Below are 19,962 nucleotides of genomic sequence, written 5' to 3' on the forward strand. Positions count from 1 at the left end.
GTGGGTGTGTGGTGGAGCAAGGAACCTACCGGGACCTAACGACCGACCCCACATCACGCTTCAGGAAGCTCTTCGCCTCCCAACTGGAGGGGAAATAACCACGCAACATACCCGCACAACGTAGAGTTAAAACATGGAACGTATCGAATCTCCCGTCTACCGCAGGCTCGGCAACTCCGGCCTCGTCGTACCCAGCGTCGGCATCGGCTGCAACAACCTCGGCCGCCCCGGCACCCCCACCCGCACCCAAGAAGGCACCAACGAAGTCATCGCCGCCGCAGTCGACGCCGGCATCAGCTTCTTCGACATCGCCGACCTCTACGGCGCCGAACCCGGCCTCTCCGAAACCATGTTCGGCACCGCCCTCACCCAGCTCGGCCTCGACCGCGACGAACTGACCATCGTCACCAAATTCGGTCTGCCCGTCGGCGACCTCAACGGCAACGACCGCAACGCCCGCGGATCCCGCCGCTACATCATGCGCGCCGTCGAAGGGTCCCTCCGCCGCCTCGGCACCGACTATATCGACCTGTACTTCTACCACAGCCCCGACCCCAACACCCCCATCGAAGAAACCCTCAGCGCTCTCGACCAGCTCGTACGCGACGGCAAAGTCCGCTACCTGGGCCACTCCAACTTCTCCGGCTGGCAGCTCGCCCACGCCGAACACTGCGCCCGTGAACTCGGCACCGAACGGTTCATCGTCGCTGAAAACCACTACAACCTGCTCGACCGCCGCGCAGAACTCGAAATCCTGCCCGCCGCACGGCACTTCGGCATGGGTGTGCTACCGTACTTCCCGCTCGCTAACGGCCTGCTGACCGGCAAGTACCGCCGAGACAACATTCCCGCCGGTTCGCGTCTGTCCCACTCCAAGAAGAACGTGCTCGACGCCGCCAACTGGGACCAGCTCGAAGCCTTCCACACCTTCTGCACCGAACGCGGCATCACCGAGGTGCAGGCGGCGTTCTCCTGGCTCGCGCAGCAGTCGCCGGTCACCTCCGTCATTGCCGGTGCAACCAGCGCCGAACAGGTGCGCGCCAACGCACAGGCGGCATGCCTGCGCTTCGACGCTGAGGACCTCGCCGCCCTGGACGCCATCTTCCCCGCACCCGAGAAGATCGCGCTGTTCTAAACGGTGCTCCTTCTTAAAGGGGCACTCATGCGGTCGCATATGTTGGCCGTAATATACGCTGAAAAATGTCCGTGGTGAGAAATAAATATCACCCGCCGAACGTTTTCGCTAGGATTAGGTGAGGTGCGTCTAACCTGACGCACCTCACCTAGCCCACTGACAGTGCTGAAGAACCACCAATGTCGGTGGACTCTCCCCTAACCCCTCGGCATAAAGGACACCATGAGCGCACAGAGTACCGCCTCCACCCTGCCCCCACTGGGCACCGGGACGCACAGCCGATACCTCGGCATCATTGCACTCATCGCCACCTTCGGCGGACTCCTCTTCGGCTACGACACCGGAGTCATCAACGGCGCGCTCGAACCCATGAGCCGCGAACTCGGCATGGACTCCACCGCCCAAGGATGGGTCACCGGGTCGCTCGCCTTCGCCGCTGCTATCGGCGCACTCGGATGCGGCCGCATCTCCGACCGGTTCGGCCGCCGAACCACCATCATTGGGCTCTCCACCATCTTCTTCATTGGTGCCCTGACCTGCGTCTTCGCACCCAACGTTGCCGTGCTCATCACCGGGCGCACCCTGCTCGGCCTGGCGGTTGGCGGCGCCTCCGCCGTGGTGCCGGTCTTCCTCGCAGAGCTCGCACCCTACGAAATTCGCGGCTCCCTCTCCGGCCGCAACGAGCTCATGGTCGTGGGCGGTCAGCTCGCCGCGTTCATCGTGAACGCCCTCATCGGCAACCTGTGGGGTGAACACGATGGCGTGTGGCGCTGGATGTTCGCCATCTGCACCCTGCCCGCCATCGGCCTGTTCGTCGGCATGCTGGGCGTGCCCGAGTCGCCGCGCTGGCTGCTGCGCGTCGGCAAGCGTGAGCAGGCGCTCGAGGTGATGAAGCGTGTTCGCTCCGCCGAACGTGCCGAAGCCGAAATCGCCGACATTGAACGTACCCTGCAGGAGGAGGCGCGCGCCTCCCGAAACAGCGCCACCGATAAAGAAAACGTGGGCGTGCGCGGCTGGTTCGTGCGCATCCTGCTCGTCGGTATTCTCGTTGGCGCGGGCCAGCAGCTGACCGGCATCAACTCGATCATGTACTACGGCATTAAGGTGCTCAAGGAGGCCGGTTTCAGCGAGTCTGCGGCACTGATTGCGAACATTGCGCCCGGTACGATTTCGGTGCTCGGCTCCATCCTGTCGCTGCGCCTGATGGACCGCGTGCCGCGCCGCGTCATGGTCATTACCGGCTACAGCTCGACCGCGTTCTTCCACGTGCTGATTGCGGGCGCATCCATGCTTCTGCCCGCCGATAACGCGGCGCGTCCCTGGATTCTGCTGGTGCTTATTGTCTGCTTTGTGGGTGCGATGCAGACCTGCCTGAACGTGTCTACCTGGGTGATTATGAGTGAGCTGTTCCCGCTGCGCGTGCGTGCGGCGGGCATGGGTATTTCGGCGTTTAGCGGCTGGATGATGAACGGTACCCTGTCGCTCGTGTTCCCCGTGATTCTGGGTGCGGTCGGTCTGACTGGCTCCTTCATCGGCTTTGCCGTGGTGAACGTGATCATTGCGTTGCTGATGTTCCGCAACCTGCCGGAAACCCGCGGCGTGAGCCTGGAGCAGGTGGAGCGCGGCGTGATGGACGGTAGCATCTACCCCTCCGCACGCGGGCGTTAAACCCTGCGGTTTTAGGCATGAATGAGGCGGGCGGCCCCTCCCTGGTGGAGGTGCCGCCCGCCTCGCAATATGCGTTGAAAGACTAGTCTGCAGGGTTCTCTGCGAGGAACTCGTCGAGGCCGATGCGGTAGCCGTCATCTTCGGCGCGTGCCTTGCGTAGAGCCTCAATGTCGAGGAGCTCTTCGTACTCTTCAAGTAGCTTCAAATCTTCGTAGGAGATGAGCGCGGCAACAGTCTTTCCGTTGCGGCTGATGAGGGGACGTTCGCCGGAGAACACGGCCTCGTTGACTTTGGTTCCGAGGTTGTCGCGGAGTTCTTTAAGAGTCGTGACATTGGAACGAGTCCGGTGAGTGGTGACAGTCATGACTGGTTCCTTTCTGGGGTTGATGCGTTAGCTCCGAGGATAGTTCCTGTGCAGATTCTATCCAGGGGAGCTACTTACATAGTACAACAATGTAAAGTGTGTAAAAAGTGTACACTTTTTCTGCTAAGGTTGAGGTTAAGATTTAGAGCTCTGCCTGAAGGGTGCAGATGACTGCAAACCATGTCTCAAACCCCGCGTACCGGGTCGAATTGACGCGCAAAGCAGCGAAAGAATTGAAGAAAATCCAACGAGAAGACCGGGCTGTCTTTGAGAAAATTATCGCCTGCCTCCGGTCCCTTGGTGATGACCCCTATATGGCGGGAGTCAAGAAGCTACAGGGCGAAGAAGGGTACAGGGCGCGAGTAGGAAATTACCGCATTCTATACACCATTGATAACGGCGCGGTTGTTGTTGAGGTCTTCCGAGTTGGTCATCGGCGAGAAGTCTATCGTGGCCTGTAGAGTGAATGCGGCGTGATGGGTTGTAGTGCTGCCGCGACCGCACTGTTCGTTGAATGAGAAGCAAGGAACCCCTACCCTGCGCCACCAACCCATAAGTGATACGGTCAAAGAATAAGTAATGGATTCACGTGCTGAAATGCACGCCCGACCCTGCCCACACGCATCGCCCGGACGCCCGCATCCAGCACGCCACAACTCTATAACGAACACGGGTGAACAATGACTGAGAACGTACACAACGACTGGGACCTCCGAAGCGAAGAGGTCCAGAAGAACCAGGTAGCTGCCTACGACGCAATGCGCCGCCGTTGCCCCGTCGCCCACGACGAATTCATGGGCTACTCTGTCTTCAAAAACGCCGACGTACAGCACGTACTCGACCACCCCGAAATCTACTCCAACGTCGTCTCCACCCGCCACATCGCCGTCCCCAACGGCATGGACGCACCCGAACACACCACCTTCCGCGCGGTCAACGACAAGTACTTCACCCCCGAACGCCTCGAAAAGTTCACACCCGTCATCCGCGACGCCGTGAAGACCCTCATCGCAGAACTGCCCCGCGGCGAAGAAGTAGACGTCATGCAGGGCTTCGGACAGGCCTACGCAATGCGCGTACAGAACGCCTTCATGGGCTGGCCCGCATGCCTCGAACAGCCCCTCACCGAGTGGATCGAGAAGAACCGCGTCGCCACCCTGCGCCGTGACCGCGCAGAAATCGCCAAGGTTGCCCTCGAATTCGACGGCTACATCCGCCAGCTGCTCGATGAACGCCGCGAGGACGCCGCAGCCGGCAACCCCAAGGACGTCACCGCCGAACTGCTCACCGACACCGTGCAGCTGCCCGGCGAAGAACCCCGCACCATGACCGACGAAGAAATCGTCAGCCTCATCCGCAACTGGACCGTGGGCGAGCTGTCCACCGTCTCCGCAACCGTAGGCGTATTCGTCAACTTCCTGGCACGCAACCGCGCCGAGCAGGACCGCCTGCGCGCATCCCTCGCCGACGGCAACGCACTCGACGACCGCAGCGAAATCGCCCTCGCCGTCGAAGAAATCATGCGACTCGAAGACACCCTCGTCACCAACCGCCGCATCACCACTCAGGACACCGAACTCGGCGGCCGCACCCTGCCCGCCGGCTCCCGCGTGACCATCAACTGGGCAAGCGCCAACCGCGACGAGGACGCCTTCGAAGACGCCCTCACCTACAACCCGCACCGCGACCAGTCCCGCAACCTCGTGTACGGCGACGGCATCCACGTCTGCCCCGGCGCGCCCCTGGCACGCCTGGAACTGCGCATCCTGCTCGAGGAGCTGCTGCGCGGCACCGAGTCCATTGAGATCGCGGACGAGAGCGAGAAGCCCGCAACCGTAAACGCCGTGTACCCGGTCTCCGGCTACTCGGTCGTGCGCGCCATCTTCAACTAGGCACGCTCCAGCTCTAAAAAGTGCGAGGCGCCGAACCCCGAGAATAGGGGTCGGCGCCTCGCGCTGTTAAGAGTAAATATAAGAGTGAATAGTAGGGTAGTGGCGGCCGGTATCAGCCGCTCACTATAGATAAAGCGGAATATTCCCAGACGGCTATATAGCCTAGTGGAATACTCAATAAAGCTGAATCTAGCGGTCGGAACTCGTTGCCGAAGGCTTCACCGAAGAACCCGCAGAACCGCTCGCAGACGCACGAGTCGAAGCACTCGCAGAAGCAGAAGCCTCCGCCGCAGCTGATGCCGACTCCTCCGGGGACAGAACCGTACCATCCGCATGAACACCAGCCATCGCCGGAGTCACACCATTCACGAAGCTCAACTTCGCCTGCTTGAACTGGTACTCGGGAGAGCAGGTCAGCTTATACTTCGAATTCGCCAGCTCGCGAATCGACTTCACATAATTCTGAGTCTCCTCATACGGGGGAACACCGCCGTACTTCTCCACGGAACCCGGGCCCGCGTTATAACCGGCGAGAACCACATCCTGTAGCTCATCCTCATTGGAGGCGTACTTCGCCAAACGAGTACGCAACTCAGCCAAGTAGCGTGCCTGCGCCGCAATCGCATCGTGCGGGTTCAGAACATTACCGCCATTGCCGAAGCTGTAGTGGCCGCCGCTCCACGCGTCATCAGTGAACTGTGCAATACCCTTAGCGCCCTGGTGGGACTCAACGCCCACACGCCAGTGGCTCTCGGTCTCAATCTGCGCCGCCAGCACGCCGGGACGGAAACCCGACACCTTAGAGCCCTCCTCAAAATCGGAGCGGAGAGCCGCCGGAGCATACGATAGCTCCGTCATGCCGCAGTAATCGTCGTAGGTGGCTGCCAAGCCGGCAACACCGCCACCCAGAAGGACCGCAGAGGCAATAATCTGCCAATGCGCAAGAACCCCGGCGAGAAAGCGAAGCGGGAAAGCTTTACGCTGCCGAGGAGAAATTTGTTGATCCGCCGGAACGGAAATGTGGTTGGAGGCGCTCGTAGCGTTACGCTCGGAAGAGGCGCTCGAAGTGCTATCTGCCATTCCTATAGACTAGCGCACCATGCCCGCTCCTGGCTAAGAAAAGTTCGCCCATGAGGCTAAAAGCATAGTTCGCCGATGTGCGTGCAGGCTCCTGCCGGGGCGTGTGCAGGGGCTCTGGGCTGGCTCTGTATCGGCTCTGTAGGAGCCTGTGCGGGGCAGAAAGGCGGCACAGCAAGACAGCGCAGAAAGACCCCGCCCGGCGCATCCATTCACAGGATGCACCGGGCGGGGTCTACCTCTCACGGGGCGCTAGAAGCGCCTAGCGTGAGGGTTTAGCGGGTAGCCACTACTAGCGATCAGTGACCACGATCTTGCCGGCGGCACCGCGCTCCATCTCCGAGAAGGAGTGATTCACGAACACGTAGGTGCCAGACTCCAAGAACTGCATCTCCACGAAGCCGCCCTGAGCGGGCGCCAAATCGAGTGCCTGGCTGTGGCCGTCACGGCTGCCGAACGCATCCGCACCGCGGCGCATCAGGTAGCCGCCCTCCTTGTAGACGGTGTCGAATTGCGAACCGACCACGTGGAAGCTCGTGCCATGGTTCGGGCCAGCCGCCATCACCCAAACACGGATACGCTCGCCCTTCTTCACATGCAGAGGCTTCGCCTTGTACTGGGTTGCGTGGCCGTTGAACATGGTCAGCGTGGGGGTGCCCGCCGCGATCAGCTCCGGCGAGTTCTCCGCCAGCTTGTTGCCGTCGGAGGCGGTCTTGCCGGTGTCGTGCAGGTACGCCTCGCCCTGAACCATCACGTACTCGTGATCGACCGGGTCGAGGTCTGCCGGGTCAATGATGACCGCGCCGTACATGCCCTGAGTCATGTGCAGGCTCAGCGGGGCGGTACCGCAGTGGTACAGCCAGATGCCGGCGGCCTTCGCCTCGAAACGGTAGACGAGACGCTCACCGGGGGCGATGGTCTTCATCGTGTTATCGGGGGACACCATGCCCGCGTGGAAGTCCAGCGAGTGGCCCATCGTGCCGTTATTGATGAGTGTAATTTCAAAAATGTCGCCGACCTTGCCGCGCAGAATCGGTGCCATGTTCTGCCCGTTGAACGTCCACATGTGGACGGTTACGCCGGGTGCGACCTCGCGGTCGACCTCCTGCACGTCCAGGGTGACCTTGCGGACGGTCTTGCCGTTCACCTTCTCGGCGGTGTTTGGTGCCGGGATGTTCGGGTCGCGGTACTTGTAGCCGCTGCCGGGCGCTGCGGACATGTCAATCCTGCTGTTCGCAACGGTCATGAGGGTCGGGGTGCTACCCGACGCCGCGTGGTTGTGGGTGCCCGCAGAACCGTGGTTGTGGCCGCCCTGCGCCACCTGGTTTGCGGAGGCGCCGGTCGCCTTCACCTTAAACACCATGCCCAGGGAGCGGTGGCCCGCTACGGAGCAGTAGGCTTCCTGGTCGGCGCTGATGATGCCGGCGTCGACGGTTTTCGTTTCGCCGGGGTTGATGGTGCCGGTGGTTGCGCCGTTGTCGAAGGTCAGGTCGTGGGTCATGCTCTGGTCGTCGTTGGTGACCTCGACGACCAGGCGGTTACCTGCGGGGACCTCCACCTCGGCGGGGGTGAAACGGTAGTTGCTGGTCGCCTTCACCTGCACGGTGGTGGTCTGACCGGTTGCAGCCACGGAACCTGCCGAGGAGAACGACGGCAGGTTCAGCGCGGACGGGTTCACGGCGAAGCCCAGCAGGAACGCCATGGCAACCGCCAACGCCGCCTGGAAGCTCTGCTTGGCATGCGGGACGGGCTCCGGGGTGAGCGCCTCCTGGTTGAAGACGGGCTTCTCGCCGCGGGCGCGTGCTGCCATCATTTCCTTGCGGGTATTCACGGACGCCTTCACGCCGCGCACCATCAGCGGAATGAACGCCATGAGCGCCAACGCACCCACGATAGCGACGGCAATCTTAATGGACTGGCCCACCATGGAGCTGGGCATCATGAAGATGAGCAGCGCCAGGTTCACGGCGGTCACGCGGGCAGCAGCAAAACGGCTGAACTCCTTGTTGGAGGCGCGCACCACCGCAGGGCCACCGCCCATACGCTGCGGGAGCAGGTAGCTCATCGCGCCGAGCAGCAGCTGCAGCAGGAAGCCGACCACAAAGATGGGGGTCACGGCGCGCATGTCCAGCTGCGCGAAGGGGACGGTCGCCACCAGGTAGGCGGTCGCTGCTACACCAACAATCAGCCAGAGGAAGCCCATACCCACGCTCATGGGCGGGTACTCGTTCGGGCGCTTGGTGCGCAGGGTACGCACCATCACCCAGGCGACAATCAGCAGGGCAACCAGGTAGACGACCAGGCCGGCTGCGGCGAGCGGACGCATCCCTAAAATCGCGCCGACAACGGTCAACGCTAAGCCACCGCACATCAGGTACAGGGCGCGCAGACTGTGGGTGAGCGCCTTATCCACCATCTTGGTGCGCAGCATGGTCGGCCAGAACGTCACCAGCGTACCCACCGCGGTAATACCGACGAAGCCGAGCACGTTCACTGCCTCGTGCGCGAGCAGGAACTGCGAATGCAGGGTGCCGGACAGGTTCGGGTAGGCAATCATGCCGCCAAACGCCGCACCGAGGGGCAGCAGCAGCGCCGCAACAACGTAGAAGCGAATGGTCACACCGAACCGCGACGGCAGAGCCTGACGCACCTGCTTCAGCAGGTAGATACCGTGCCAGGCGACCATCGAACCGACAATGAGGGCGCCCACCACCGTGGCGGCGTAGAGGCCGGGCACGCTCAGCTGACCGACCATGCCGATCATGAGCACGAGAATACCGGCGTTCAGAATGAAGATGCGGCGCACCTGGGTTCCGCGGTGCTCGTCAGGAATCTTGATTTTCATGAGCGCTTCGGTGAAGTGCTGCGACCAAATCAGAATCGAGTTCGTAATCAGGCCGAGGGTGACAATGTGCACCATCAGCCAGCCGCTATTCGGGATAAGCTTATGCAGCAGAAGTACGCCGACAAGGGTAAACATCCAGTGAGAGACCGGCTTGGAGGCGCGACGGTGCCACGTACCGCGACCGGATGCGCGGCGTGCAATCTCTTCGGGGGTGAGGTTCGCGCCGGGCACATCAGCCGGGCGCGCGCCAATGCTCAGGCCGGAGGAGCCGCCTCCGGAGACGTTTGCGCCTGCGGGCTTGCCGCTCGTGTTCTCACCTTCGGGTGGGGTGCCGAGATGTTCACTCACGTGATCACTGCTTTCACTGCTGGTTGTTCGTGGACGTCGGTGTGCGGGTCGGCACCCGGTACCCCTGCGGTGGGGTGGGTGCCAATAAGCCCATTATATTGCCCGGATAGTACCAATTTTGAAGACATGACGTGCATATGAAGGCGGCTCATATCGTGATAGTTGTGCCTGCGCGCTCGAGCGGTTCTCCCCCTGTGAACCTGCTCCCCAATGCACCTTTCACAGGTGCGCGCGATAAACTATTAGGATTCCAAAATCAGATGCCCGCCCACCCTACGCGCGCATCCGCCGGCACCAAGGTAAGGACAAGCACCTCGTGACAAGGACTGACTCCACCACCCCCATCTGGGGAAAAATCGCTATTGTGGCACTCATCCTCATTGTTGGCGGTGGATACGTCATCAAAATGCTCACCAACCCCTTCTCCGGTATGGACTTTTCCATCTACCGTCTGGGCGCAATGACCATTTTCGATAACGAGGGCTTTACCCAGGACCTATACTCCCCGACCCTGAACGATCACGGCGTCATCAAGCCGCCGTTCACGTACCCGCCGTTCGCGGCGATGCTGTTCTTGCCCTTCGCGTTTATGCCCCTGGAAGTCGGCATGGTCATTATGGTGGTCGGTTCGGCTGTGGTGGCGTGGTGGATTTCCACGATTATTTACAACTACGTGAATGCGCGCGGCCGCGAACTGCCCCTGCAGCAGTACTTTGGTCGTGCCGGCACGATTGCGGTGCTGACCATTCTGGTGGTGGCGGCGGGCCCGTGGCAGCGCACCCTGGACCTGATTCAGATTAACCCGTTCATTACGGCGCTGATTCTTGCCGATTTTGTGCGCCCGGCAACCCGCGTGCCGCGCGGCGTGCTGATTGGTATTGCGGGCGGCGTGAAGCTGACCCCGCTCGTGTTTGGTCTGATTCTGCTGGTCCGCCGCGACTGGAAGGGCATTGCGACCCTGGGTGCGACGTTCTTCGGCACCATTGCGCTGGGTTTCATTCTGATGCCTAAGGATGCGCCGGAGTTCTGGTTCTCTGCGCTGACGAACCCCTCGCGTGTGGGTGGCCTGAACTTTGTGGATAACGTCTCGATTCAGGGTTGGCTGCTGCACTTCGGTCTTTCTGAGAGCGCCGTGAAGCCGGTCTACTACGCCCTGGCGCTGGTCACGATCGTGCTGACCGCCGCACTGCTGTACCAGCTGGAACGCCGCGGTGCCGCGCTGGCGCAGGTGGCGGTGACCGCCTCCTTGATGGTGGCGCTGTCGCCGATTAGCTGGTCGCACCACAACGTGCTGCTGCCCCTGCTGGCTGCCGTGTTCATCATGGATGCGTTCCCGACCTATTTTGCGGTTCAGCCTGCGTGGCTGCGGGTGACGGCGACGGTGTTCGCGGTGGTTGCGGTGTTGGGCCTGTATATTTCGCCGATTAGGATTGCGTCCTGGTTCCACGGTAGCGCGGATGGTTTGGAGCAGCTGGCTCCGGGCGCGTTGGCGGTTTCGGCTATTCCCGCGTTCTGCCTGTGGGTGACGATGACGCTCTGGTCTGTTGCTGCCCTGAGCGCGCCGGTGCGTGGCGCAAAGGTTGAGCCCGTGCAGTACGGTTCCGTGCGTAGCGACGCGCCTCTGGGCTGGTGGGGCGCCCGTGCACTGGTGACCCAGAGTGCCCTGGTGACCGAGAGCGCCGAGTCTGTGCGTGCCGCTACCTCCCGTGAGGCAACCGCGTGAGCCGCGAGAAGAATCGTGAGAAGAACGCCGAGGCGGCTGCGCCTATAATCCCGTGGGCTTCGGCTGGCTCTACGGCTGAACCTGCACCGGTTGCGGAACCGGCTGTTGAAAGCGCTGTAGAAAGCGCGGAGCCTGCCGCAGAGCCCACAAAACCTGCGCGTCGCGGCTTCTTTGACCGCATCCCCGGTCTGCGTAGCGGCGCTCTCTGGGCGCACCTGCTGTTCATCCTGGTTGCCCTCTACGCCTTCGACTACGTGACGCACGCGGCGGCTGACGATATTTACGTGTACCGCCTGGGCGCTGTCTCCCTCGCGGACGGCCCGGACGGCTACCAGCTGTACACCTTCCACACGCGCGGCCTGCCGTTCACCTACCCGCCGTTTGCGGCGCTGCTCTTCTACCCGCTCGCGTTCCTCACCGAGCCGCAGAGCATGCTGCTGATTACCGCCATTATTTGTGCGCTCAGCTACTGGTGCGCGTACCTACTGTACTCCTACGCCCGTAGCCGCTCGTGGCGTCTGCCGTTGCAGAAGCACCTGGGTCACTGGGGCATGGTGTCGCTGATTGCGGCGCTGATTTGGATGTGCGGCCCGTGGCGTTTGACCACGCATTTTGGGCAGATTAACGCCATCATTCTGATGCTGATTCTCGCCGATTTTATGCGCCCGGCAACCCGCGTTCCGCGCGGTGTGCTGCTGGGTATTGCGGCGGGTATTAAGCTGACCCCGCTCGCGTTCGGTCTGCTGCTGCTCATGCGTAAGGACTGGAAGGGCATCGCGACCCTGGGTGCTAGCTTCGCCGCGACCGTGGGTATCGGCTTCCTGGTGATCCGTGAGGAGTCGCTGACGTTCTGGTTCCATGCGGTGCATGACACTTCGCGTGTGGGCTGGTTCAGCTACTTCGATAACGTGTCGATTATGGGTACGCTGACCCACGCGGGCCTGCAGCATCACCTGACGGCTACCGCCCTGTCGGTGGTGCAGGTGGCGTTGACTCTGCTGATTGTGCTGGTCACGGCGGTTCTGTTGGTTCCGCTGATTCGTGCCCGCGCACTCATGGCGCAGCTGGCGCTGACCGCGTTCATGATGCTACAGATTTCGCCGATTAGCTGGTCGCACCACAACACCTGGTACCCGCTGATGCTCGCCGCCGTGGTTATGGAGATCTTCCCGCTCATGTACCAGCGGGTCAGCTCCTTTGTTTTCACACTGGCTGTTGTTTTGGCGACCGCGGCGCTGGTGGGCATGTACATTTCGCCGTTCTGGATTGTGCTGGCGTTCTCCCCGCACTTCAGCTCGGATCAGATTCTGATGGTGCCCGAAGGCTCCCTGGGCCTGATGGCGGGCACCATGCCGTACCAGCTGATGTACCTGTTTATTCTGGTGACGTTCTTTGTGTACCTGGCGAATCGTCAGCTGGTGGAAAATGCGGCACGCGCCGCGGGCGCCGAGCTGGCGGAGGCGAGGTACTCCCGCTAAAGCGGCGGGCGCCTCCAGCAGGTGCACAGCTTTCACCGGGCATAAAAGTATCCCCCGCACCCATCACGGATGCGGGGGATATTTTTATACCCAGCCTGCTGACCTAGTCAGTCACGCTGTTAGTTAGTGCCGATGCTCCAAGTAATGTTGGAGTCGGTACGAACCTGCATGTAGCTCTTGTTGCTCTGAACCCACTGCATGCTGCTCTTCACGGTCGGGATGGTCGAGGAGAAGAACGGGTCGTTCTTGGTTGCGTTCAGAACGGTGAAGCCGCGGGTGGTCGGGCCGCTGGTCTGGAACTCCATGGTTGCCTCGGTGCCTTCGTAGGTGAAAGCGTAGAAGTTCATGGTGCTCTGGAACTTCTCACCCTTCTTGTAGTGGGGTGCGGAGTCTGCATCGTAGACGCGGATGGTCCATTCGCCCTTACCGGTCAGCTCCAGCTTGCGGGTGGGGGTGGAGTGGCCGCTCGCGTCAATCCACGCGGTGCCCTTGAGCTCCTTGTTGTCGCGGGTGGAGTCGATAACGCTCACACCCGAGGTGATGCCGCCCTTATCGTCACGGCTGGTGATGAAGGCGTTGACCACACCGTCTGCGGGCTTGAACTCGTAGTAGAGCAGGCCTGCGGACACATCGCCCTTGATCTTCTCAATGTCGATGGTGTCCTTGTTGTCGGCGACGGTCTTCTTGTATTCCTTGAACTCACCCTCGGGCATCTTCGCTTCAGCAGCAGCGATGGGCGCTGCGGAAGAAGCGGAAGCTGCCGCCGCGCTCTCAGATGCGGGAGCGGAAGAAGCCTCAGACGATGCTGCCGCGGAGGACGCCTCAGCGGAAGTAGCCGCCGCGCTCGATGCCGCCGCAGAATTGGAGGCGGGGTTCGAGCCGCCACGCGGAATCAGCATGACAATTGCCAGGATGATGACAATCAGCAGAGCCAGCGCACCACCGATAACACCCCAAATCTTGGTGCCGGAGAGCAGACCCTTCTTCTCGGAGCCGTCCTCGCCGTTGCCCTGGTTGCCGGGCTCGGTCATGTAGGGGTTGCTGAGCGCCACGGTTGCCTGGTCCTGATCGGAAACCTGACCCTGGTAGGGCTGCTGAGCGTTGTACGGCTGACCCTGGTAGGGGTTGCCCTGGAACTGGCCGCCCTGAGCGTTCTGACCCTGGAAACCCTGGTCCTGGTAGTTGCCACTCTGGAAGTTCTGGCCCTGGAAGCCCTCAGCCTGGTTCGGCTGGAAGCCGTTCGGTGCCTGACCCGCCGGGATGAACTGTGCGTTCTGGTCACCCTGCACGTTCTGGCCGGGCTGTACGTTCTGGCCGGGCTGTTCCGAGAGGTTCACGGTACGCTCGGACAGGTTGACGGTGCGCTCGGTTTCGGGGGTGTGGAACTCAACGAGCGGGGAGCTCTCAATAGTGTGGGGCGCCTCAGCAGCGGGTGCCTCAGCCGCGGGAGCCTCAGCAACCGGCTCAACTGCCGGTTCCGCGGCAGCGGGTGCCTCGGGGGCAACCTCGGCGACCGGCTCAACAACAACGGGCTCTGCAACAGGTTCGGAAACGACCGGCTCAGAAGCGGCGGGCTCGGAAACAGCAGGCTCGGACAGTGCCGGCTCAGCAACCGGAGCCTCAACAACGTGCGCCTCAACGGGCTGCTCGGAAGCAACCTGCTCAGCTACGGGAGCCTCAGCAACCGGAGCCTCAACAGCGGGCTCTTCAACTGCGGAAGACTGGGATGCGAGAACCTGCTCGGGCAGAGCGGTGCCGGTCAGCGGAACCTGAGTCAGGTGACGCATCGGCTTGGGCTCGGAGGACTCCTCAGCGGACTCAGCCTGGGACGCCTCAACGTGGGGCGCCTCTACCTGCTGTGCCTCAACGTGGGATGCCTCAGCCTGGGGTGCTGCCGCCTCCGGAACCTCGACGACCTGCTCACCTTCGAGCTCAGCGGCGAGCTGCTCCAGGTCAACGTCCTCAACGGTCAGCGGTGCCGCAACCTCGGCGGGCTGCTCAGCCTCAACAGCGGACTCAGCCGCGGGTGCCTCAACAACGTGCGCCTCAGCAGACTGCTCGGAAGCAACCTGCTCAGCGACTACGGGCTCAGCGGGAGCCGCCTCAGCAGCGGACTGCTCGGGAACCAGCGGCTCAATAGTAGCCTCTTCAACCTGAATGGGTTCGGGCTCGGGCTCTTCGACCCACAGCTGCCAACCTTCAGGAACGGGACCCCACGCGGGGTCGGGGCGCCACGTAGGAGTGGGGGCCCATCCAGCAGGAGGAGCGGGCCAGTTGGGCGGCGGATTGAAGACGAGTGCCATAAGAAAGCAGCCTTTCTGGTGCTGAAAAAACACCCCGGAAGAGCGGTCATCAGCGACTATGTATATGAGCGTATTATCGCTACAAATTATGGCATAGGTTCAGAAAATGAACCCCGTGAATGGTAGGTTTTTAGCCTTATTCACGGCTTTTTCAATGGTTTTGGAACATTCCGTATCAATCGGCACTTGAAGGTTTCCGTATGCCCGGTCACCATCGACCCCGCGGAGGCTAGGATTAAAGAATGAACACTACACCGCCTCCCGCACCCCCGCAGGTAGCCGCCGGAACCCCCGCTGCTCCTGCGCCTGTTGCAGGTCTTGCCTACCACCGTCTCTCCCACGCCGACCCGAAATCCCGCTGGTTCTCACCCCTGCTGGAAGGTCTGCTCGGTGTCGCCGTATTTATTGGCCTCAACCTGATCATTTCAGTTGCCCTGGCTGCGACGATTATGGGTTCGGGACTTTCCCTCCAGGATGTAGCTACGAACCGCGCCGTCATTATGGAACACCCGGCGCTGTTCGCGCTGACCTTCCTCTCCCTTATCGCGATTGTGCCTTCGCTCTTTTTGGCGCGCCTGGTCGTGGGCCCGAAGCCCTGGGGTCTGATCCATTCGGTGGCGGGCCGTCTGCGCCGCTCACTGCTGCTTCCGTACCTGGGTTTGAGCTTCGCGGTTTACGGCATCTACTACGCCGTGATGCTGGCGTTGAGCGGTGAGAGCCTGCCCGAATACCGCTATTTTCAACCTCCACAGGTTGAATTTTGGGTTTATGTGGCGATGATGCTGCTCCTGGTACCCGTGCAGTGCTACGCCGAAGAGCTCGCCTACCGCGGCTTCATGATGCAGATGCTGGGCCGCTGGCTCCGCACCCCCTGGCTACCGATTGTGCTGCCCGCCGTGCTGTTCATGCTCTCCCACGCCTACGACCCCTGGGGTCAGAGCACGATTCTCGCGATGGGTATTTACGCCGGTTTCCTCTGCTGGTACACCGGCGGCCTGGAAGCCTCCATCAGCCTGCACGTGGCAAATAACGTGATCCTGATGCTGCTGTCCATGGTGGCTGGTCTGGATCCGTTCGCCTCCGAGGGTGTGACCCCCGTGGATGCACTGCAGGGCATCGCCCTGGAAGGCGTGTACGTGGTGCTCGCCTGCCTGATCTTCAACGCGCGCGCTCGCCGCGGCGAGGTTTCACGTGAAACACAACCGCTTAAGGTTGATAAATAGGCTATTTGGCGGGTTGTTCTAGACCAGCTACCCCAGCCCGCCCACCCCGCTCCATTCGAGCCTCACCAGGGCTCATACTTCACGCCGCGTGGATTATCGGCCCCGGTCACCCCGTCAACACCCAAGAAAAGGTAGGGTTAAACCATGACTGTTGATGCTGTAAAAAATATTGAAGACCTCGCCGCATTCGTGGCGGAGTCGCCGGTCTCTTACCTCGCCGCGCGCACGGTAGCGCGCCGCCTGCAAGCAGCGGGCTTCACCGAGCTTGTAGAGACCGAAGCATGGGACCCGCAGATCGCAACCGGCCGCCACTTCGTCGTCCGTGACGGCGCGATTATCGCCTGGGCTGGCGGCGCGAAGGCGCAGAAGGCAAGCGGTTACCGCGTGCTGGGTGCGCACACTGACTCGCCCTCTCTGAAGGTCAAGCCTTCCTCCTCCATCACCACGAAGGGCTGGCACCAGATTGCTGTTGAGAACTACGGCGGCGCACTGCTGAACTCCTTCCTCGATCGCGAGCTGTGCGTGGCGGGCCGCCTCACCGTCCTTGAGGGCGGGGAGCTGAAGGACCGCCTGGTGCGCACCGGCCCGATTGCGCGCATCCCGCAGCTGGCGCCGCACCTGGACCACAAGCGGAACGAACTGGTGCTGGACAAGCAGTTCAACATGTACCCCGTGTGGGGCGTGGACCCGGCGGAGAATGACGTGCTCGGCTACATGGCGAAGCACGTGATTGACGGCGAGCCGGTCGACCCAGAAAGCATTGTGGGTTACGACCTGCTGTTCGCTGATTCGCAGCCGCCGCGCCGCTTCGGTGCGGATCAGGAGCTGTTCGCATCGGGTCGCCTGGATAACCTGTCTTCGGTGCATGCGGGTTTGACCGCCCTGGAGCGTTACGTTGCCGATAATGCGGATGAGCACGCTACCGAGACTGTGATGCTTGCGGCGTTTGACCATGAGGAGCTTGGTTCGGAGTCGCGTAGTGGTGCGGCTGGCCCGTTCCTGGAGGATATTTTGGTGCGCCTGTCCGCTGCGCGCGGTGAGAGCACGGAGGAGTACCGCCGTTCGGTGGCGGCGTCGTTCTGCCTGTCGGCTGATGCCGGTCACCTGGTGCACCCGAACTATCAGGGTCACCACGACCCGACCGTTCAGCCACTGCCCGGTGGTGGTCCGTTGCTGAAGATTAACGCGAACCAGCGTTATGCGACGGATTCGGTGGGTGCTGGCGTGTTTGCTGCGGCGTGTGCGAAGGCTGGTGTGCCGTATCAGGAGTTCGTGTCGAATAACAATATGCCGTGTGGTTCGACGATTGGCCCGATTACGGCGACTCGCCTGGGTATGCGCACCGTGGATGTGGGTATTGGTTTGCTGTCGATGCATTCGATGCGCGAGATGTGCCATGTGGACGATATGGCGTACATGACGCGCGCGGTGGAGGGCTTCTTCCGCCTCTAAATTGAATCCCGCTGAGGTATGAACAGCTGGGGGAAGGGCGCCGGGAACGTAAGGTTCCCGGCGCCCATATTTTTAAGAATCTTTCCGGGGTGTTTACCTCTTGAATATGGTCTATGCGTGCTGTAAAGTAACCCACAATACGTTATACACGTGTTGCACACTACTTGTTTTTGAGAAGTTTTCACCAATGATGGTGCGCCATCAGCTCGTCACCGGCGTAGCGAGCGAACCCCCACATGAAAGGCGGTTCCCATGTTCTTCGATATTTCTCTGATCCCGCTGGCGGTTTTGCTCATTGTGGGTCAGTTGAAGAAAGCACCACCAAGGTTGCTAAACAACCCTAGCTATCAAAAGGAGAGGGAGCAGGTGCTAAAGCACCGGCGCATCCTGGATACGCTCGGCGTGGGTTTTGCTCTTGCCCTGATGATTATTCAGTGGGGTAACCCCGCGTTATCGCTTGCCTTTCAGGCGTTCGTTATTTGGTTGATTCCCAGCCAGCTGTATGATCTCTGGCAGAAGTTCAATGTGCCGCGTGGGGTACTCTTCGCGTGTGCTGTAGCCCTGATCGTTATTGAGTTTGGGTTGGCGCTCCTGCCCTAACCTGCACCCTATAACAGTTGTGGCGGTGACCGAATAACGGTCACCGCCACAACTATTTTTAAACAGACTCAGATTAGACGGGGTTCGATTAGACAGGGTTGTCGGGGCTGGGCAGGGTTACCACCTCAGACCAGCGAGTATCCTTAGCGGCCGCACGGTTCGCGTCGCTCTTCTGCTTCACATCGGCGGGTGCCTGCTGCGCCCACGCCTCAAAAGCAACAATGTAGTTCTCGGGGTAGTTTGCCGCGAGCAGCTCCTGTCGGGTCGGGAAGTACTCCTTGCCCTCTCGAATATCGACATAGTTGCTTGCCTTGTAGGGGTCGGCGCTCTGGATGTCAGTGCGCGGGCCGGAGGCTACCTTTCCGCTTGCCACGTTATTGTCATCGATAGCGCGTACCCATGCCGCAGCGTAGGTGTGATCGGCCTTGTTCTTCTCGTACAGTGCCAGGCACTCGGATCCTGCTGATTCAGCTTCGGCGCGGGTGGGGAAGTTCGCCTGGTTGCGCACAACATGCCGCGCGGAGACGTAGGAGGGGAGTGCCGTTCCGCGGTCGGCGCTGATGGCTTCCTGCTGCTTGAGGGTTTCAGCTTTCGCGGTTTCGTCAGGTTCAAGGCAGGGGGCGGTTGCCTTCTTCGCCGCGGAAGAGGAAGCGGACCCGGTGGCGCTTGAAGCTGACGGGGAGGAAGCCACGGTCGTATTCGAGGGTGCCGGAGTGCTGGATGCCGTGCTGGTGGAGCTGCCGCAGGAAGCAAGAAGCATGGGAAGAATCGCCAACGCGGCACCGCGTCGTAGACCGCTGGAACGGAGCGAAAGAAAAACAGGGGTGTGGGTCATGAGACCACCTCACAAGAGGGATGGAACGATATATTGCGTCTAAACATACCCAAATATTTGATACATGGTCAATGGAAAATACCATCTTAGTTTAAAACCAACACTCTAGACGCAAGATGTGCAACCCAGTAGTCTTAAAGTTCTGACCTGCTTAAACATGAGGTAGACGGGGTAAGAGTGCGGAGGGTTTGCAGGTCGCCTACTTGTCTTAGCATTGGCTTCGGGGCTTAGTGGATAAGAAAAACAATATTGAGGCTATGCGTTCGGTGTTCCGCTACTAGCTTTTTATGCTACTGAAAGGAAATGGCATCATGAATTCTACTTATAAAATGTTCGCCGTAAATGAGAAAATAATTTTGTATATCTTATTTCTCATTGTATTGCAATTTTTCTATATTTTCCCAACTGCCCTGTATGCAGATTTCTATAGATTTGTATCGCCATGTGATAGGTGGCAAAGTGCATATTTCGACTATATACCCTTCTTTGTGGTGGGAGTTGTATCAGCTAGCTTATGGCAGACTTTTAGTATGTGGCTGGGTGTAAAGCTTCGTATAGGAATTTTTTGGATCGCATCGCTATATTTAGTTTTTAAAATGTATGGGACTTATGAAATTTTAAAAGGCAATATCTTAAGTTCATGTAAAGTCCCTACAGAATATATGCATGGAATATTGTGGCCATATGATCTACAGGCATTCATTCTCTGGGGTCCCGATATTATCTCATGCGTTATTTTTATAGCAGTTTTTATTGCATGTTCTAAGCGTAGCTACTGGGTGCCAACCCTCGCAGCTATAGCCGCATTTGTTGTGCAGTGCGTCATCTTGGTACTGCTCTGGGAATACGTTAGGGGACTTATCTATTTCCTCCTGCAGTAGCGTTGGGCTGTTGAGGTTGCAGGCTTTGACGGAGCTGGAGGTTGCACCATCGGCACCCTAACCGTGCTCCTCCGGGCATGTTGGCTTCTGCTGATTATCGGGCAAATAGCAATACCTGACGCTGGTGTTTTAGTGACA

Annotated in this window: 15 protein-coding genes; 10 read left to right on the forward strand and 5 right to left on the reverse strand. The window is 60.4% G+C overall.

What is annotated here, in order from left to right:
- Nucleotides 1-133: 133 nt before the first annotated feature.
- A complete protein-coding gene (locus HMPREF2942_RS01160) occupies nucleotides 134-1,135 on the forward strand; it encodes an aldo/keto reductase (protein WP_005509045.1) in 1,002 nt (333 codons plus the stop codon).
- 222 nt (nucleotides 1,136-1,357) lie between these two features.
- Nucleotides 1,358-2,803, forward strand: coding sequence for a sugar porter family MFS transporter (locus HMPREF2942_RS01165; RefSeq protein ID WP_070688024.1), 1,446 nt, complete (start codon nucleotides 1,358-1,360; stop codon nucleotides 2,801-2,803).
- 82 nt (nucleotides 2,804-2,885) lie between these two features.
- On the opposite strand, the gene HMPREF2942_RS01170 is transcribed toward HMPREF2942_RS01165, so the two are convergent.
- Nucleotides 2,886-3,167, reverse strand: coding sequence for a type II toxin-antitoxin system prevent-host-death family antitoxin (locus HMPREF2942_RS01170; protein ID WP_005509047.1), 282 nt, complete (start codon nucleotides 3,165-3,167; stop codon nucleotides 2,886-2,888).
- Between the two features lie 167 nt (nucleotides 3,168-3,334).
- Here HMPREF2942_RS01170 and HMPREF2942_RS01175 point away from each other — a divergent pair, with 167 nt between their 5' ends.
- Both HMPREF2942_RS01175 and HMPREF2942_RS01180 read left to right on the forward strand, forming a co-directional pair.
- On the forward strand, nucleotides 3,335-3,628 hold the full coding sequence (locus tag HMPREF2942_RS01175; RefSeq protein WP_070688025.1) for a type II toxin-antitoxin system RelE family toxin: 294 nt from the start codon (nucleotides 3,335-3,337) through the stop codon (nucleotides 3,626-3,628).
- A gap of 219 nt (nucleotides 3,629-3,847) precedes the next feature.
- Nucleotides 3,848-5,059: a cytochrome P450 gene (locus tag HMPREF2942_RS01180; RefSeq protein ID WP_049341177.1), complete on the forward strand. Its 1,212-nt coding sequence runs from the start codon at nucleotides 3,848-3,850 to the stop codon at nucleotides 5,057-5,059.
- A gap of 189 nt (nucleotides 5,060-5,248) precedes the next feature.
- Here HMPREF2942_RS01180 and HMPREF2942_RS09600 read toward each other — a convergent pair whose 3' ends face one another.
- On the reverse strand, nucleotides 5,249-6,139 hold the full coding sequence (locus tag HMPREF2942_RS09600; protein WP_070688028.1) for a lytic transglycosylase domain-containing protein: 891 nt from the start codon (nucleotides 6,137-6,139) through the stop codon (nucleotides 5,249-5,251).
- A 289-nt stretch (nucleotides 6,140-6,428) separates the two neighbouring features.
- Nucleotides 6,429-9,329 (reverse strand): multicopper oxidase domain-containing protein, encoded by a 2,901-nt coding sequence (locus tag HMPREF2942_RS01190; protein WP_070688030.1) that lies wholly within the window; start codon nucleotides 9,327-9,329, stop codon nucleotides 6,429-6,431.
- A gap of 316 nt (nucleotides 9,330-9,645) precedes the next feature.
- Here HMPREF2942_RS01190 and HMPREF2942_RS01195 point away from each other — a divergent pair, with 316 nt between their 5' ends.
- Nucleotides 9,646-11,052, forward strand: coding sequence for a glycosyltransferase family 87 protein (locus HMPREF2942_RS01195; RefSeq protein ID WP_070688032.1), 1,407 nt, complete (start codon nucleotides 9,646-9,648; stop codon nucleotides 11,050-11,052).
- On the forward strand, nucleotides 11,049-12,530 hold the full coding sequence (locus HMPREF2942_RS01200) for a glycosyltransferase 87 family protein (RefSeq protein WP_049346501.1): 1,482 nt from the start codon (nucleotides 11,049-11,051) through the stop codon (nucleotides 12,528-12,530). Before HMPREF2942_RS01195 ends, HMPREF2942_RS01200 begins: the two co-directional genes overlap by 4 nt.
- A 119-nt stretch (nucleotides 12,531-12,649) precedes the next feature.
- Here HMPREF2942_RS01200 and HMPREF2942_RS01205 read toward each other — a convergent pair whose 3' ends face one another.
- Complete coding sequence (locus HMPREF2942_RS01205; RefSeq protein WP_049346503.1) at nucleotides 12,650-14,833, reverse strand: hypothetical protein; 2,184 nt, start codon at nucleotides 14,831-14,833, stop codon at nucleotides 12,650-12,652.
- Between the two features lie 242 nt (nucleotides 14,834-15,075).
- Here HMPREF2942_RS01205 and HMPREF2942_RS01210 point away from each other — a divergent pair, with 242 nt between their 5' ends.
- The 3 genes from HMPREF2942_RS01210 to HMPREF2942_RS01220 all read left to right on the forward strand — a co-directional run bounded on the left by HMPREF2942_RS01210 (nucleotide 15,076) and on the right by HMPREF2942_RS01220 (nucleotide 18,108).
- On the forward strand, nucleotides 15,076-16,056 hold the full coding sequence (locus tag HMPREF2942_RS01210; protein ID WP_012904303.1) for a CPBP family intramembrane glutamic endopeptidase: 981 nt from the start codon (nucleotides 15,076-15,078) through the stop codon (nucleotides 16,054-16,056).
- Between the two features lie 144 nt (nucleotides 16,057-16,200).
- On the forward strand, nucleotides 16,201-17,508 hold the full coding sequence (locus HMPREF2942_RS01215; RefSeq protein ID WP_049346505.1) for a M18 family aminopeptidase: 1,308 nt from the start codon (nucleotides 16,201-16,203) through the stop codon (nucleotides 17,506-17,508).
- Between the two features lie 252 nt (nucleotides 17,509-17,760).
- Nucleotides 17,761-18,108, forward strand: a complete 348-nt coding sequence (locus tag HMPREF2942_RS01220; protein ID WP_049346506.1) for a hypothetical protein — start codon at nucleotides 17,761-17,763, stop codon at nucleotides 18,106-18,108.
- A gap of 88 nt (nucleotides 18,109-18,196) precedes the next feature.
- Here the strand turns inward: HMPREF2942_RS01220 and HMPREF2942_RS01225 are convergent, their stop codons facing one another.
- A complete protein-coding gene (locus HMPREF2942_RS01225) occupies nucleotides 18,197-18,943 on the reverse strand; it encodes a hypothetical protein (protein ID WP_049346508.1) in 747 nt (248 codons plus the stop codon).
- A 311-nt stretch (nucleotides 18,944-19,254) separates the two neighbouring features.
- Between HMPREF2942_RS01225 and HMPREF2942_RS09410 the strand changes: the two genes are divergently transcribed.
- A complete protein-coding gene (locus tag HMPREF2942_RS09410) occupies nucleotides 19,255-19,824 on the forward strand; it encodes a hypothetical protein (protein ID WP_044143532.1) in 570 nt (189 codons plus the stop codon).
- Nucleotides 19,825-19,962: the final 138 nt, after the last annotated feature.

The organism is Rothia sp. HMSC071C12 (genome assembly GCF_001813895.1).
Classification (GTDB): domain Bacteria; phylum Actinomycetota; class Actinomycetes; order Actinomycetales; family Micrococcaceae; genus Rothia; species Rothia mucilaginosa.